The following is a 15,559-nucleotide window of genomic DNA, read 5'->3' on the forward strand; positions in this document are numbered from 1 at the left end:
ACCCCTTTCCTTTAGATGGTTGGCATTGAACGAAGAACCGCTTGTCCCATTGTTTCTGTACCCACCATTGTCATTCCTTCACTGTGTATATCCGCTGTCCGATACCCTTTATTTAACGTCTCTTCTACTGCACTTTCAATGAGACTAGCTTCTTTTTGCATCCCAAAAGAAATCCGCAGCATCATAGCACATGACAAGATCATCGCCAGTGGATTTGCTTTATCTTCACCTGCAATATCAGGAGCTGAACCATGAATTGGCTCGTACATCCCTTTTTGATCTGCATTCAAACTAGCCGAAGGCAACATGCCTATAGATCCAGTAATCATGCTTACTTCATCCGACAGAATATCACCAAACATATTTCCCGTTACAATAACATCAAATTGTCCTGGATCACGTACTAATTGCATGGCTGCATTATCTACGTACATATGCTCCAAAGTGACCTCTGGATAATGAGATGCTTCTTCTATAACGATTTTTCTCCACAATCTAGAATTTTCCAGCACATTGGCTTTATCCACGCTCATTAATTTCTTGCTTCTTGTAAGTGCTATCTCCAAGGCAATTTTAGCGATTCTTCTTACTTCATCTTCATGATAGAACATCGTATCGTAAGCTGCTTCCTTACCTTGTCCATCCACAGTTTTTTCCTGTTTTCCAAAATAAATTCCACCAGTTAACTCACGAACTACCATTACATCCAATCCTTTTTCTATGATGGATGACTTCAGCGGACAAGCATCTTTTAAGGCAGAAAATAATACTGCAGGCCTTAGATTTGCAAATAGGTCTAATTCTTTACGAAGACCTAGCAATGCTTTTTCAGGTCGTTTTTGTCCATCCATATGATCCCATTTAGGACCGCCCAATGCACCAAGAAGAACAGCATCAGACTCTTTACAAGTTTCTAATGTTTGAGTCGGAAGTGGAACACCTTCCTGATCGATTGCTGCACCACCCGCTAGACAATCATGTATGTCAAATTGATGACCAAATGCTTTTTCAATGTAATGCAGAACATTAAGTGCCTGATGCATCACTTCCGGTCCAATGCCATCCCCTGGAATCACTGCAATTTTTTTATTCATAGAGATCCACTTCCTTTATAATTATTTCAATTGTTTTCTTACATGATTCACCAAACCATCGGATTCTATTATTTTTTGAATGAATGGAGGAAAAGGTTGAGTTTCATAGATTTTATCTTGGGTTTTGTTGAGAATCCTCCCATTTTTAAAATCTACTTCCAGTTCATCACCAACTTGAATATCTTCTACGGCTTGCTCACATTCCAAGATTGGTAATCCTATATTGATGGCATTTCGATAAAATATTCTTGCAAAGCTGGCAGCAATCACGCAAGATATACCTGAAGACTTAATGGCCAAAGGCGCATGTTCTCTTGAGGAACCACATCCAAAGTTCTTTTGGGCAACGATCATATCTCCTGCTTCTACTTGAGCCACAAAACTTGGATCAATATCTTCCATACAATGATTGGCAAGTTCTTGTGGATCTGAAGTATTAAGGTGTCTGGCTGGTATAATGACATCTGTATCTACATTATTTCCATAAACAAATGCTTTTCCTTTCGCAATCATCTTCCCACTCCTTTTATCAATTTTTATACCTATTTTATGGCTAACTCCACGGTTACTCCACAGAATCCGGTCCTGCAATTTTTCCGGCTATTGCAGAAGCGGCTGCAACCGAAGGACTGGCAAGATATACTTCAGATTCTGGATGACCCATTCTTCCCACAAAGTTTCGATTGGTGGTGGCAACGGCTCTTTCTCCTTTTGCCAAGATTCCCATATGACCTCCCAAACAAGGGCCACAGGTTGGCGTACTAACAATCCCACCAGCTTCAATAAAAATTTCAATAAGACCTTCTTTCATTGCTTGCAAATAAATTTTCTGTGTTGCTGGAAAAACAATTAAACGCATATGTTTGGCTACTTTTTTTCCTTTAAGGACTTTTGCAGCAGCACGCATATCATCAATTCTACCATTGGTGCAAGATCCAATCACTACTTGATCAATCTTAACGTCACCTGCTTCATCCACACATCGGGTATTATCAGGTAAGTGAGGAAATGAAACCGTTAGAGGAATCTGGTTTAGATCAATTTCATAGATATGCTCATAGGCCGCATCTTCATCTGCTTCAAAAATAGTATATTCTTTGGAAGAATGTTGGGTAACATATTCCAATGTTTTTTGATCTACTGGAAAAATTCCATTTTTAGCCCCAGCTTCGATGGCCATATTTGCCATTGTAAATCGATCGTCCATTGAAAGACTTGAAATTCCTGGGCCAGTAAACTCCATGGATTTATATAGTGCTCCGTCTACTCCGATCTTACCAATAATATGCAGGATAAGGTCTTTCCCACTTACTGGTGGTTTCAACGAACCCGTTAGATGAAATCTAATAGCCGACGGAACACGAAACCATGCTTTACCAGTTGCCATTCCGGCTGCCATATCCGTACTTCCTATCCCCGTTGAAAAAGCACCCAAGGCTCCATAGGTGCACGTATGAGAATCGGCACCAATAACAACATCGCCTGGAACTACCAGTCCTTTTTCTGGTAACAAGGCATGTTCAATTCCCATTTCACCAATTTCGAAATAGTTTGTAATCTCCTTCTCTACAGCAAACTCTCTTAATATTTTACAGTTTTCAGCAGATTTGATGTCTTTATTGGGAGTAAAATGATCAGGTACAAGCACGACCTTATCTTTATGATATACCTGTTCAGCTCCCATTTTTTTTAATTCTTTAATGGCTACAGGAGCCGTTATATCATTTCCAAGAACCAAATCAAGTTCTGCTTCGATCAGTTCACCGGAGGTTACTACATTCTTTCCAGCATGCTTTGCCAGTATTTTTTGTGTCATTGTCATTCCCATTAAAATACCCCTCTCCTTTTACATATAGGCACTTACTTTTTCTTCAATATTCTTAATCAGCTTGTATTCCATAGAATCGACTAGAGCAATCCAACTGGCCTCGATAATATCTGTAGAAACACCGACATTACTCCAAAAATGCTTTCCATCACTGGATTCAATTAGGACTCTTACTTTTGAACCTGTAGTCGTACGGGTATCTAGCACACGAACTTTATAATCCGTTAAATACACTTCTTTTAGTTCAGGATAAAAAGCTTCTAATGCTTTGCGAAGGGCTTTATCCAACGCATTGACAGGACCGTTTCCTTCTGCAACAGTTAGTTCTTCTTTTCCATCTACTTCTATCTTTACAATAGCCGATGTTCCACTTTCTCCATTTGATGTTTGTTCCCCTATAATTTTAAAATAGTCCAGCGTAAAAAACGGCTTATATTTTCCAAGACTCTTACGTATGATCAGTTCAAAACTACTCTCGGCTCCTTCAAACTGATACCCCTGATGTTCCAACTCTTTTAATCGATCTACAATGTCTTTTGTTTCTTGAGAATTCTTATTGATAGTTGGATTTACCTTTTTAATTTTAGATAAAATTGTACTTCTTCCAGCTACTTCCGACATTAAGAACCTTCTTTTATTGCCAACTTTGACTGGGTCTACATGTTCAAAAGATTTTTCGTTTTTATTAACACCATCAATATGCATTCCGCCTTTATGGGCAAATGCACTATAACCGATAAAAGGGAGTCTTTCATTAAGGGCTACATTGGATATTTCAGCAATATAACGCGCTATCGGTGTCATCTCTGTTAAGTGTTTGTCGGATAAACATCGGTATCCTTTTTTTAATTGTAGATTGGCAACAACACTACAAAGATTTACATTGCCGCACCGTTCTCCAAACCCTATATAAGTACCTTGTACGTGACGCACTCCTGCATCTACTGCACGTATGGTATTTGCAACAGCCATCCCACCATCATCATGGCAGTGGATGCCCACGTTGTTTCCTAATTCTTTCACTACTTGGCTGGTTGCTTCATAAATTTCCTCTGGAAATGCACCGCCGTTTGTATCGCATAAAACCAACCAATCAGCACCGCCATCTTTTGCAGCTTGTAAGGCTTTCATAGCATACTCTGGGTTTGCTTTATACCCATCAAAAAAATGTTCTGCATCAAAAACTACTTCTTTTCCCGCTTTTTTGAAATATTCCATGGTCTCTTGGATCATTGCCAGATTTTCTTCTAAGGTTGTATGAATGATATCTGTTACATGAAAATCCCAGGTTTTTCCAAAAATAGCGACACATGGTGTTTCTGCCATCATAAGGTTTTTAAGATTCTCATCTTCTTCTGGTGTAACATGGGGTCGTCTTGTACTACCAAAGGCAGTCAGTTTCGCCTGCTCTAATTTCATTTTTTTAGCATGCTCAAAAAATTCTAGGTCTTTTGGGTTAGAGCCAGGATTCCCCGCTTCTATATAATGAACTCCTATCTGATCAAGGACTTTGGTTATCTTTATTTTATCTTCCACAGAAAAGGATATTGCTTCTGCTTGGGCCCCATCTCGTAGCGTCGAATCAAATACAAAAATTCTTTTTTGCAACTTTTTCACGCTCCTGCCTTTTCTTCATTGCTAAGCATCCGATTGATTGCGTTCACATAGGCTTTTATACTGGCTTCAATGACATCCGTACTAATGCCACTTCCATGATATAGTTGATTATTTCTTCTGATTTGAACAAAGGCTTCGCCCTGAGCATCTTCACCTTCTGTAATTGCCTGAAGTGAATAGTCATCCAATTTATACTCTTTTCCAACCATTTGATCGATGGCTCCAAAGGATGCATATATGGGACCTGAACCAGTAGAAACAGCTTCCAACTCTTTATCAAAGCTTTTAAGCTTCACCGTCGCCGTCGCCGTCATATAATTCCCACAATTAATGACAAATTGTTCTAGCTTAAAGTATTCTTCCATCTTCATGGTTTTGTCTTTAATCAAAGCTTCCAAATCTTTGTTATATACTACTTTTTTCTTGTCTGCTAATTCTTTAAATGAATGAAATACATTGTCTAATGTCTGCTGATCCAACTCATACCCCATGGACCGCATTCGGTCTTCAAAGGCATGTCTTCCTGAGTGCTTGCCCAATACCAATTGATTTTGGTGCAACCCGACGGATTCTGGAGTCATTATTTCGTAGGTGCTTTTATTAGCCAAAACGCCGTGTTGATGAATTCCAGATTCATGGGCAAAAGCATTCTCACCAACAATCGCTTTATTTCTCTGTACTTTCATTCCCGTTACTTGACTAAGCAATCGACTGGCTGGATAAATCTGTTCTGTTACGACTTTTGTCTTGCTCTGATAGAAGTCGTTTCTAGTCTGCAAGGCCATCACAACCTCTTCCATAGCAGCATTTCCAGCACGTTCTCCAATGCCGTTGATGGTACATTCTAGCTGTCTCGCTCCTGCTTTTGCAGCCGCCAAGGTATTGGCAACCGCCATCCCTAAATCGTTATGACAATGAACTGCTATAATGGCTTTATCAATACTCGGAACATTCTCTTTAATGCCTTTGATCAGCGCTGTAAACTCATCTGGCGTTGTATAACCAACAGTATCTGGTACATTTATGACTTTTGCTCCCGCTTGAATAACGGCTTCAAATATTTTGTAGAGAAACGCTGGCTGGCTTCTTGTTGCATCTTCTGCCGAAAACTGAACATCATCTAAGTAACCTTTTGCATAACGCACCATATGAACAGCACGTTCCAATACGTTTTCTGGCGTGGCTTTTAGTTTATATTTCATGTGAATATCCGATGTTGCAATAAATGTATGAATCCTTGGTCCTTGTGCATCTTTAACTGCTTCATAAGCTCGATCAATATCTTGTGGCAATGCTCGGGCCAAACTGGCGACCCGAACATCTTTTACGGTTTCAGCTACTGCTTTTACCGCTTGGAAATCTCCTGGAGATGCGATGGCAAATCCTGCTTCAATAATGTCTACTTTCAGTTTTTCCAGTTGTTTTGCTATTTCGAGTTTTTCTTTTAAGTTCATGCTACAGCCTGGGGATTGCTCTCCGTCACGTAAAGTGGTATCAAAAATTTTAATTCTGCTTTCATCCATGAATACACACCTCTTCCATTACTTTTTTAACCAACTCATCATTTTTCTCAAATCTTTTCCAACTATTTCTACTGGATGCTCTGCTTCCAGCTTTCTTTTCGCATTGAAACTAGGCCGATTTGCTTGATTTTCCAATATCCAGTTTTTAGCAAAGGTTCCATCCTGAACTTCTTTCAAGACTTTTCTCATTTCATTTTTAGTATCTTCTGTTACAATCCGTTCTCCTACCATATAATCTCCATATTCAGCCGTATCGCTCACTGAGTAGCGCATATAACTTAATCCACCTTCATTAATTAAGTCTATGATGAGTTTCATCTCATGTAAGCATTCAAAATATGCGCTTTCTGGCTGATATCCAGCTTCAACCAACACATCAAAACCTGCTTTCATTAAAGCCGTAACGCCTCCACAAAGTACTGCCTGCTCTCCAAATAAATCTGTTTCTGTCTCTTCTTTAAAGGTTGTTTCAAGCACACCAGCTCTTGCCCCACCAATTCCAGCCGCATAAGCTAATCCTATTTCCAGTGTGTCTCCTGTAATATCTTGATACACCGCTACCAAACATGGTACGCCTTTGCCTTCCTGATACTGACTCCGCACCGTATGACCTGGTCCTTTTGGCGCCACCATAAATACATTGACATTTTCCGGTGGCACAACTTGCCCATAATGAATGTTAAATCCATGTGCAAAAACAAGATAATTTCCAGGTTCTAAGTTTGGTTCTATGCTCTCTTTATATAGTTGTGGTTGTTTTTCATCGTTTATGAGCATCATCACCACATCTGCCTGTGCTGCTGCTTTTCCAGCTATGTCAACTTTCAATCCTGCTTCTACGGCTTTGGCCCAAGATTTACTTCCTTCATACAGCCCAACAACTACATCTATCCCTGATTCGTGAAGGTTCAATGCATGTGCATGCCCCTGACTTCCATACCCTATTACTGCTACTTTTTTTCCTCGCAGTGCATCCATTTTACATTCATTTTCATAATACATTTTAGTCATTTTCTATTCCTCCTCTTAATTTATCGATCTCTCCGCCCCAGGGCAGTAAGACCAGTTCTAACAATCTCTCTTATTCCATAAGGCTCCATCAATTCAATAAATGCTTCGATTTTATTATGTTCTCCTGTTACTTCCAAAATCACACAGTCCGTTGCAACGTCAATGACTTTCCCTCTAAATATTTCTACTACTTCCAGAATTGATGCCCTAGTCTTCTCATCTGTATTAACTTTGATCAAGGCAAGTTCTCGATATACAGATAAGGCGGGTTTAAGTTCCTTGATACTGACTACATCAATTAACTTCTTAAGTTGCTTTTGAATTTGTTCTAGTACTTCAGGATCTCCTTTAACGACCAATGTAATGCGTGTCATTCCAGGCAATTCCGTACTTCCGGACGAAAAGCTCTCAATATTATAACCTCTTCGTGTAAATAATCCTGAGATTCTACTGGTCACCCCGGGTTGGTCCTCAACCAATAATGACAACACATATTTATCCATTCTGACGCCTCCTTTTTTTCATTAAAAAAGCCCTCATCTCTGCCTTAGCAGGGACGAGGACTATTCCACGCGTTACCACCCTAATTGTTTTCACCAAAAGCGAAAACCACTCAAATCAGGTTCAATCAAACCTTTAGTCTGTAACGGGACTTACCGATTACCCTTACTAATTATTCGGGGTAACTGCTCCGGAGCGAGTCGTATTTTACAGTAGTACCAGTTTTCAGCGACCACTGGCTCTCTATTACTACTTTGGCAAAACACTAACTCCATCAAACGCATTTCATCGCTTTTATAAAATACAGCGAATTTTCAGGTTCCATCAAACCTTAAGCCTTTAACGGGGCTTGCCGATTATCCATACTCTAATTTCCGGACAATTGCTCAGGAGGGATTCTAAGGATCTTACAGTATCGGTTCTCAGCAAACACCGACTCTCTAAAACTGTAGGATAGATCATTACTGTCTCCATCTATGCATTTTATTGTGATTAATAATTAAATCGTATTCTAACAGGCTTTTTATTCCTTGTCAACAGAATTATCTAAACTTTTTACAAAATTGTAATAGTTAGCTATTTTTCGCTTCTTCAGCCAGCTTTCCTAGTTCTTCTTCATTAAACTCATATGCTTTAAGGCAAAAGTGACAGGTAATTTCAGCATGGCCATCTTCTTCCACAATAGAAGTGATTTCCTGATTACCTAAGCTAATTAACGCTTCTTCCATTCTTTCTTGAGAACAATCGCAATAAAACGATACGCTTTTTTCTTCTGTAACCACGGGATCTAACCCATCCAATACTCTTTCCATAACAGCCTCTGGTTTATGCAAAGTTTCAAAAAGCTCACTGAGCGGCGGAAGACTTTTAAGTTGCTTCTCCAATAAAAGAAGTTGCTCCTCACTAATATCTGGCAGCACTTGAATAATAAAGCCCCCAGAAACCAGTATATGATAATCCACATCTATCTTTACACTTAATCCTACTGATGTTGGTTGCTGTTCTGAATGCATAAAATATGCCGTTAAATCTTCTGCTATTTCACCCGTTGAAATGGGATACGTACCAACATAGGGTGCTTTCATCCCTAAGTCTTTAATGACTGTAATTTCACCTTCGGTCCCTACGGCTGCTCCCACATTTAACTTTTGTGGGGTTAAATTTTCTGTTTCTGCCTGTGGATAGTCTACCAATCCTTTTACATTCCCTCGATCATCCGCTACACATAATACCGTACCTAAGGGGCCACCACCATTCATTCGAACTGTAATTTTTTCTCCCTCTCCTTTTAGCATCTGCCCCATCATAGCCGTGGCAGCCATGATTCTACCAAGTGCTGCAGCCGCAACAGGTGATAGTTGATGTATTTCTCTTGCTTTCTCTAACATTTCCGTATTTCGAATAAAAAAACCTCGAATTTGACCATTCCCCGCCATTACTCTAATCACTTTATCCATTGCTTCACTCCTTTTTTTTCTTTGTAAAATGAAAAACAGGCTGGTGTTTTCCAGCCTGTTTCGTCCCGTTATATATGGAATCCGTTTCCGGATCTTCCAGCTAGATTTGGGGTCTGAAATAAATATTTTTATTTCATCAAGCTTTGATTACATTCGTAGCCTGAGGACCTTTTTCACCATCTACAATTTCAAATTCTACTTCTTGACCTTCATCAAGGGTTTTGAATCCATCCATTGTTATAGCTGAAAAATGAACAAAAACATCCTCCCCATTTTCTCTGGAAATAAATCCATATCCTTTTTCTGCATTGAACCACTTCACTGTCCCTTTTTCCATTCTTAAATTCCTCCTAATGCGTTAAATAGTAAGTGAATAGCCAACAAAACCATCTATTAAATCTTATCATATCAAATAATAAATTGTCAACAAATCACTGGTTTTTCAGACGGTTGCTATGACATTCGAAATTTGCCATACAATAATGTATACAAACAGCGGAATAGCTCCAGTTAAGGGGATATACTCTATCACCGAAATTTTACTTGCTGGTTCCAGCGACTTAGCTTCTGGAGATGCCATGGATATGGCGGCCAGCTTTTTCCAAAGATATATGGAGGCCAAAAGGCCCATGACAGCTAGAAGACCAAAAAAAACCAAACTGGCAAATAGGGATTCCTGCATAGTGGTTTCAGATACTTCCATTCCATTCTTAGGAAAATACTCTTCTATAACAAAGAAATAATACCCAATCGAAATCGCTAAAAGATTGTTAACCCCGTGACCTATAATGGCTGCCCACAATGATTTTGTGACAACAGCTAAAGATCCAAATACAATGCCCAGAACGATTGGTCCCAATAAATTATATATATTATAATGAAAAATGCCAAATAAAACTGATGTAATCAATACTGCTTTTACATTGCCTACTTGTTGATATCCTCTTAGAATCACCCCACGAAATAGCACTTCCTCACAAATTCCAGCCACCAAAGATACAATAAACACCAATCTTAGGTATTCGTATAGATTGGTTGCTGCTGGAATCTGAGGAATGTTTACTTCACCAAAGAGACTCAGTATATTCATCACAATAAGATTACCAAAAACTGCAGAAGGATACATCAATAGAGTTATCAAAACCGTAAGCACCATTTGTTTCCAATGAAGAGGATAGAGTTGAAGTGTTGCCTTAATATCGATTTTTTTAATTTCCATATAGGCAATAGCTGGAAGTAGCACGACTGCAAGCTGAGTGATCAATAAGCCTGTATATATTTCTTTGGTTTGAGCATAAAACCCAATTGTAAAAAAAAGAATTGATCCCATTAAAAACAAAAGATTTACCTCAATGATTCGTAGTTTATTGTGCGGCTCCATTACTCACGCTCGCTTTCTTCATCAAGCTCTACTACAGATCGATGGATCAGAATGTTCAGAAACGCCTGAACTCCCAACAAAAGAACCTCTTCGTCAAAATTAAAGCAACCATGATGCAGTGGATATACCATCTCTTTTGATGGATTTTCAGTGCCCACAAAAAAGAAGAGCCCTGGATATTTTTGCTGATAAAAAGAAAAGTCTTCTGCTAACATGATGGGTTCCATCTTTTGAACCAGATCTGAATCTTGAGCCTCCATCCATTGACGTGTCATATCCGAAGGATTCACAACTGGTGGATATAATTCACGCAAATCAACGTCAATTTTACAATCATAGGCTATTTCTGCTCCGCTGATCATGGCCAATAACCGTTTTTTCAATATCTCATAGGAGGACTGGCTGAATGTACGGATCGTCCCTTCCAACCTTGCTTTTTTTGCAATCATATTACGTACCTCACCGCCATGAATGGTGCCAAAGGTGATGACTGCTGGTTCTAGAGGATTGATATTTCTACTAACAATCGTTTGAAATGAAGTAAGCAGATGACTCGCAATAACTAAAGCATCATTTCCAGCATGAGGCAATCCGCCATGTGCGTTTTCGCCCCATACAGTAATATCTATCTCACTGTTTTGAGCCATCATTGGTCCAGAAGCAATACCAAGTTTCCCTTGCTGTAAACCTGGAAAAAGATGCAATCCATAAATTTCCTGGACTCCGTACTGCTCCAGAATCCCTGACCGAAGGATAATGTCTGCACCGCCGGTCCCTTCTTCTCCTGGTTGAAACAACAGAAGGATGTTTTCTTGTAGGATTATTTCCTTTGAGGTTAAGACATTGGCTAAGCCAAGCAAAATAGCCATATGCCCGTCATGGCCACAGGCATGCATACAACCTGATTTTTGTGACTTATAGGCCAAATCGTTAAGCTCATCCACTTCCAAGGCATCCATGTCAGCTCGGAAACAAAAGGTTTTTTCCCCGGACTTTCCTGGAATAAAAGCAAGTACTCCTGTTCCCGCCACTTCACTTTCGTATTGAATTCCCATCTGATCCAGACAGTTCTGAATGTATAGAGCTGTTTCTGTTTCCTGAAATGCTAATTCAGGAATTTGATGTAAGTCTTGTCGATACTGCTTCAGCTTTGGAGATAGTTTTACTGCATCATAAGAATATTCCATTCCACACTCTCCTGTCCAAGATCTTTATCATGAGCGATCTTCATCTGTTACAATAAATACGTAGGGTATATTCCGGTAATGATCTCCATAATTTAACCCATAGCCCACGACAAAAGCATCTGGTATAGTAAACCCGCAGTAGTCTGGCTCAAGATCTGTTAATCGACGGGATGGTTTGTTAAGCAGTACACATGATTTTAAACTTTTGGGGTTTTTTGTCTTCAAATGCTCCATCACGTGTTTTAACGTTAATCCAGAATCGGCTATGTCATCTACAAGCAAGACATCTACATCCGAAAGATCTTCTTCTACATCTTTATCAATCACCACGTTCCCACTTGTCTCAAGACCATCTCCGTAAGATGAACTAATCATAAAATCTACATTCAATTTCAAATCGATGCTTCGAACTAAATCTGCACAAAAAATAAAGCTGCCTCGTAACAAGGAAATAACGTACAAGTTTTTGCCCTGATATTCTTCTGTGATACGACTTCCTAATGCATGTATTTTTTCTTTTATTTCCTCTTCCGAACAAAGAACTTCCCACTTTTTATCATCAATGTTCATGCCTGTCCCCCTCATTCCATTTATCCTTAGTATCTCCTCTGAATTTCATTCTATAAAAGAATTGTTTTGCTGTCAATTTCGCTATAGGTACGGTGGTTGGTTGTTGTCCTTGTTTATTATTTCTTTGATTTCTTTTAATAAAAGTATAATTCGATTTAAGGAATACTGTAAGGAAATCAAAATAATAAATACAATGATCAAGGGAACGATCCAAAAACTATTGAAATCCATCAAACCACCCCTTTCCCTTTAGTAGGTTTTCTGGCCTTCTGCAGGAATGTCAGAACGCAACTCATCTAATCGTTCCTCTGGGATTGTGACAATATCAGGATTGCCATCGCTAATATATCTACGTCTTCCCCCACTTTCAAAGGTTCTCATCCAATCATACATTCCAACTCCATCTACCTTTGTTTCACTGGCTCGCACTCGGCGTATAGTTGAACTATCAAAGGATTCATGATAAGGCGAATGGTACGGATCCCAACCAACTTCTAATACGGCTACATGATGATATTGAACCTCTTGGTATTCGCCACTTACAAGGTAGGGCCATAAGGATTCTTCTTTTGGTCTGGAACCAAACGGCAATGCAAAAGTATTCACTTCATAATCTGGCACATGTTTCTTAACCAATTGAACAATTCTGCCTAATTCACGCTGTATGGTCTCTGCATCAGCTTCCCCCAAATGTAAATGTGTGGCTGTATGATTCCCTATGTCCATTCCATTGTCCACTAAAAAATTCAACTTATACTCTACCCATTCTTCCTGTCCAAAGGGAGTTCCTCCATTGATAAAAAAAGTGGCATGAGGCTTAAAATCTGGGTTTTCTTCATGAAAGTCCATTAAAATTCCTACGGCTGAATCCGGGTCAACTTTCCATTCACCAGACTCATCTTGAATCATGTTAAAGTTGTTTTGATTGCCATCATCAAAGGTTAACACTACAGGTGTTTTCCCAGGTGCTGTAGTGATATTACCCGTTGCATAATCTTCCAGTGGAATGGGCCTATATCCTTGCTGATATAGGTTTTCCAAGTCCTGTCTAAAATTATCTGGCGTTCTTGACCATTCCGCTTCAGGTTCACGGATATGATGATACATCAGTACCATAACCTGTCCTAGTTCATCCACACCTAAATTTTCAGGATCTATTTCTGGCCATTCTTCTTCTTCTTCTTCTTCTTCCTGAGCCACACTTGACCCGTTTAATTCTTCAGTTTCCGAGTCTTCATTGCTATTCACGGTTTCTGTTATGGACTCATCGGATTCGGTTTTAGACTCTTGTACAGTGCTACAACCACTTACTATCAATAGGATACTGATACTCCATAACAATATTAATCTCTTTTTTTGTCCCATGATTATAACTCCTTTATGTTTCTTTTTTGCTCCCCTTCGGGCATACCCTCATGCATATTCCACAAACAGCACCACGTCCAATGTGCTGATATTTTTTTTTCATGTGTTGGCTACACCGTACGGGATCTATGATTAATTCTCTTTCTATGCCTGGAACCCATTGGTGCATTCCTCCCAACGCATATGCAGGACAAGCTTTTACACAGATAGAGCAGTCACCACAGTAACTTTTTTCAATAGGTTCATCGGATTGTATCGGCATGGAAGTCAAGACCGTTCCCAGTCTAATTTCTGGTCCAAAGGCTTCTGTAATTAAGTTTCCACTTTTTCCAATCCAACCAATACCAGCCCGTGTGGCAGCCATTCTATGAGAAAGGATGCCACGATACTGAGATGGACTTTCATTTAGACTCTGAGAGGCTGGTATGGCGTAAGCCGGATATCCCATTTTTTGAATGGCCAACATTGTTTGAAGGCTGATTTGATCAATAAAAGTATTCATTGATCGATAGTGATGAAAATAGGTTTGACTTGGCCCAGTCTCTGGGCTTATTTCTTCCAAAACTCGATGAGAAAGTCGTACCGCAAAAGAAAATGCTATGGGCATATCTTTTAATGAGGCAGGTAGACATAAAGAAACATCCCCAACCCCAGACAAATCTGCACCAAGTTCTTTCAATAGTGCTTCTATTCTTATCTTTTCATTCAACACAGCCATCATCTCCAGTTTCTTCCCCCAAGAACATAGACCGAATTTGTCCCAACATATAAAGCGATCCAGCACATAAAACAACTTCTGAATGAGCTGTTATTTCCAAGGCTTTATCCATGGCTTTTTTCATAGCTGGTTCAACCCATACATGAGAATGTTTCTCTCCAATCATTTCTGCTAATGCCTCGGCTTTTATGGCACGGTGGTAATCTGGCTGTGTCACCACCACTCGTTGAACCTGTGGAAGCAAAACGTCTAAAACTTCTTGAATCTCTTTATCCTCTAGCATTCCCACCAACCAAGTGATGGAAGTGTCTTTTAAAAGTAAATCTATGCTTTTGGACAAAGCACGGGCACCTTGTCTATTATGAGCTCCGTCTATAAGCACCATGGGCTTTTCATGAACCACTTCTAGTCGCCCCATCCACCTTATTCTTTCCAAACCCTTTCTCAAAAATTCTTGCCCTATGGCAATATGAGTGAGTTCTTCAATCTTTTGGAGGGCAACTAATGCTAACATACAGTTCTCCACTTGGTGAGGCCCTGGTAACGACACTGTCATCTTTTCGTAATTCCGTCCCTGCAGGGATACTGTAAAGCTTTGACCCTTTAAACTAGTTTGATGAATCGAAAGACCTTTTGGTACCACGTGCGTCAGCGGCGCTTCTATAGAAGAGGCTTTCTCTTCCAATACCCACATTGCTTTCTCTTGCTGAAAACCAGTTACAATTGGAATTCCTTTTTTTATAATGCCAGCTTTTTCTCCAGCAATGGCTTCCAACGTATTCCCCAAATAGGCCATATGGTCATAATCAATGGGAGTGATCACACATAGTAAGGGAGTTTCAATTACATTGGTTGCATCTAAGCGACCACCTAGTCCTACTTCTAGAATTACAAAATCCACTTCTTGTTGTTTGTAGTATAACAATGCCATAGCTGTCACAACTTCAAATTCTGTTGGATGTTGATATCCTTCCTCTAGCATGATGTCAATACTCTCTTTTATTTGCTTCGTAACGCTGGCTAGTTCCTGGTCGGATATGTTTTTTTCACCAATCCGAATTCGTTCGTTAAACCTTTGTATATAGGGGGATGTATATAGACCTACCCGAAACCCAGCAGCTGTTAATACAGACTGAATCATTGAACAGGTGGAGCCTTTACCATTGGTGCCGGCAACATGGATTACTTTTAATGACTTTTCCGGGTGATCCAGAAGTTTCAATAATCTACTGATATTTGTCAATCCTAATTTGCTTCCAAATTTATAGGTTCCATGTATATAGTGTAATGCTTCCTGATAATTCAGT

At 39.6% G+C, this 15,559-nt stretch carries 15 protein-coding genes and 1 other annotated feature; all 15 genes read right to left on the bottom strand.

Features of this window, described 5'->3' with window-relative positions:
- Positions 1-11: 11 nt before the first annotated feature.
- The 15 genes from leuB to ACZ47N_RS02110 all read right to left on the bottom strand — a co-directional run bounded on the left by leuB (position 12) and on the right by ACZ47N_RS02110 (position 15,495).
- Entirely contained in the window at positions 12-1,094 is a 1,083-nt protein-coding gene (leuB, locus tag ACZ47N_RS02040) for a 3-isopropylmalate dehydrogenase (protein WP_464887479.1), read from the bottom strand.
- Positions 1,095-1,115: 21 nt separating this feature from the next.
- Entirely contained in the window at positions 1,116-1,607 is a 492-nt protein-coding gene (gene leuD, locus ACZ47N_RS02045) for a 3-isopropylmalate dehydratase small subunit (RefSeq protein WP_464887480.1), read from the bottom strand.
- Positions 1,608-1,659: 52 nt separating this feature from the next.
- Positions 1,660-2,922: a 3-isopropylmalate dehydratase large subunit gene (gene leuC / locus ACZ47N_RS02050; RefSeq protein WP_464887481.1), complete on the bottom strand. Its 1,263-nt coding sequence runs from the start codon at positions 2,920-2,922 to the stop codon at positions 1,660-1,662.
- An 18-nt stretch (positions 2,923-2,940) separates the two neighbouring features.
- Positions 2,941-4,530: a citramalate synthase gene (cimA, locus tag ACZ47N_RS02055; RefSeq protein WP_464887482.1), complete on the bottom strand. Its 1,590-nt coding sequence runs from the start codon at positions 4,528-4,530 to the stop codon at positions 2,941-2,943.
- A gap of 5 nt (positions 4,531-4,535) precedes the next feature.
- Positions 4,536-6,062: a 2-isopropylmalate synthase gene (locus tag ACZ47N_RS02060; protein ID WP_464887483.1), complete on the bottom strand. Its 1,527-nt coding sequence runs from the start codon at positions 6,060-6,062 to the stop codon at positions 4,536-4,538.
- A gap of 18 nt (positions 6,063-6,080) precedes the next feature.
- Positions 6,081-7,073 carry a ketol-acid reductoisomerase gene (gene ilvC / locus ACZ47N_RS02065; RefSeq protein WP_464887484.1) on the bottom strand — a complete coding sequence of 331 codons (993 nt, stop codon included), beginning with the start codon at positions 7,071-7,073 and terminating at the stop codon, positions 6,081-6,083.
- Between the two features lie 20 nt (positions 7,074-7,093).
- Positions 7,094-7,576 carry an acetolactate synthase small subunit gene (ilvN, locus tag ACZ47N_RS02070; RefSeq protein ID WP_464887485.1) on the bottom strand — a complete coding sequence of 161 codons (483 nt, stop codon included), beginning with the start codon at positions 7,574-7,576 and terminating at the stop codon, positions 7,094-7,096.
- Positions 7,577-7,622: 46 nt separating this feature from the next.
- Positions 7,623-7,862: a binding site (T-box leader), on the bottom strand.
- Between the two features lie 284 nt (positions 7,863-8,146).
- Positions 8,147-9,031: an Hsp33 family molecular chaperone HslO gene (hslO, locus tag ACZ47N_RS02075; RefSeq protein WP_464887486.1), complete on the bottom strand. Its 885-nt coding sequence runs from the start codon at positions 9,029-9,031 to the stop codon at positions 8,147-8,149.
- A 136-nt stretch (positions 9,032-9,167) separates the two neighbouring features.
- Positions 9,168-9,368: a cold-shock protein gene (locus ACZ47N_RS02080; RefSeq protein WP_464887487.1), complete on the bottom strand. Its 201-nt coding sequence runs from the start codon at positions 9,366-9,368 to the stop codon at positions 9,168-9,170.
- 105 nt (positions 9,369-9,473) lie between these two features.
- Positions 9,474-10,412, bottom strand: coding sequence for a CPBP family glutamic-type intramembrane protease (locus tag ACZ47N_RS02085; protein ID WP_464887488.1), 939 nt, complete (start codon positions 10,410-10,412; stop codon positions 9,474-9,476).
- The gene (locus tag ACZ47N_RS02090) at positions 10,412-11,599 is read right to left on the bottom strand and encodes a M20 metallopeptidase family protein (RefSeq protein WP_464887489.1); all 1,188 of its coding nucleotides are present in this window, start codon (positions 11,597-11,599) and stop codon (positions 10,412-10,414) included. The genes ACZ47N_RS02085 and ACZ47N_RS02090 overlap by 1 nt, the downstream gene beginning before the upstream one ends.
- Before the next feature lie 27 nt (positions 11,600-11,626).
- Positions 11,627-12,169 carry a hypoxanthine phosphoribosyltransferase gene (hpt, locus tag ACZ47N_RS02095; RefSeq protein ID WP_464887490.1) on the bottom strand — a complete coding sequence of 181 codons (543 nt, stop codon included), beginning with the start codon at positions 12,167-12,169 and terminating at the stop codon, positions 11,627-11,629.
- A 249-nt stretch (positions 12,170-12,418) separates the two neighbouring features.
- Entirely contained in the window at positions 12,419-13,534 is a 1,116-nt protein-coding gene (locus ACZ47N_RS02100; protein WP_464887491.1) for a polysaccharide deacetylase family protein, read from the bottom strand.
- 13 nt (positions 13,535-13,547) lie between these two features.
- Positions 13,548-14,255: a 4Fe-4S double cluster binding domain-containing protein gene (locus ACZ47N_RS02105; RefSeq protein WP_464887492.1), complete on the bottom strand. Its 708-nt coding sequence runs from the start codon at positions 14,253-14,255 to the stop codon at positions 13,548-13,550.
- The gene (locus ACZ47N_RS02110) at positions 14,236-15,495 is read right to left on the bottom strand and encodes a bifunctional folylpolyglutamate synthase/dihydrofolate synthase (protein WP_464887493.1); all 1,260 of its coding nucleotides are present in this window, start codon (positions 15,493-15,495) and stop codon (positions 14,236-14,238) included. Before ACZ47N_RS02110 ends, ACZ47N_RS02105 begins: the two co-directional genes overlap by 20 nt.
- Positions 15,496-15,559: the final 64 nt, after the last annotated feature.

The sequence above is a fragment of the Tindallia texcoconensis genome (assembly GCF_055383815.1).

What these genes read in the sequence shown, in the direction of transcription:
- ACZ47N_RS02060 (WP_464887483.1), bottom strand. Translation starts at nt 6,062, where the DNA reads ATGGATGAAAGCAGAATTAAAATTTTTGATACCACTTTACGTGACGGA.
- leuB (WP_464887479.1), bottom strand. Translation starts at nt 1,094, where the DNA reads ATGAATAAAAAAATTGCAGTGATTCCAGGGGATGGCATTGGACCGGAA.
- hslO (WP_464887486.1), bottom strand. Translation starts at nt 9,031, where the DNA reads ATGGATAAAGTGATTAGAGTAATGGCGGGGAATGGTCAAATTCGAGGT.
- ACZ47N_RS02105 (WP_464887492.1), bottom strand. Translation starts at nt 14,255, where the DNA reads ATGATGGCTGTGTTGAATGAAAAGATAAGAATAGAAGCACTATTGAAA.
- ACZ47N_RS02085 (WP_464887488.1), bottom strand. Translation starts at nt 10,412, where the DNA reads ATGGAGCCGCACAATAAACTACGAATCATTGAGGTAAATCTTTTGTTT.
- leuC (WP_464887481.1), bottom strand. Translation starts at nt 2,922, where the DNA reads ATGGGAATGACAATGACACAAAAAATACTGGCAAAGCATGCTGGAAAG.
- ilvC (WP_464887484.1), bottom strand. Translation starts at nt 7,073, where the DNA reads ATGACTAAAATGTATTATGAAAATGAATGTAAAATGGATGCACTGCGA.
- ACZ47N_RS02080 (WP_464887487.1), bottom strand. Translation starts at nt 9,368, where the DNA reads ATGGAAAAAGGGACAGTGAAGTGGTTCAATGCAGAAAAAGGATATGGA.
- ACZ47N_RS02100 (WP_464887491.1), bottom strand. Translation starts at nt 13,534, where the DNA reads ATGGGACAAAAAAAGAGATTAATATTGTTATGGAGTATCAGTATCCTA.
- ilvN (WP_464887485.1), bottom strand. Translation starts at nt 7,576, where the DNA reads ATGGATAAATATGTGTTGTCATTATTGGTTGAGGACCAACCCGGGGTG.
- ACZ47N_RS02090 (WP_464887489.1), bottom strand. Translation starts at nt 11,599, where the DNA reads ATGGAATATTCTTATGATGCAGTAAAACTATCTCCAAAGCTGAAGCAG.
- hpt (WP_464887490.1), bottom strand. Translation starts at nt 12,169, where the DNA reads ATGAACATTGATGATAAAAAGTGGGAAGTTCTTTGTTCGGAAGAGGAA.
- leuD (WP_464887480.1), bottom strand. Translation starts at nt 1,607, where the DNA reads ATGATTGCGAAAGGAAAAGCATTTGTTTATGGAAATAATGTAGATACA.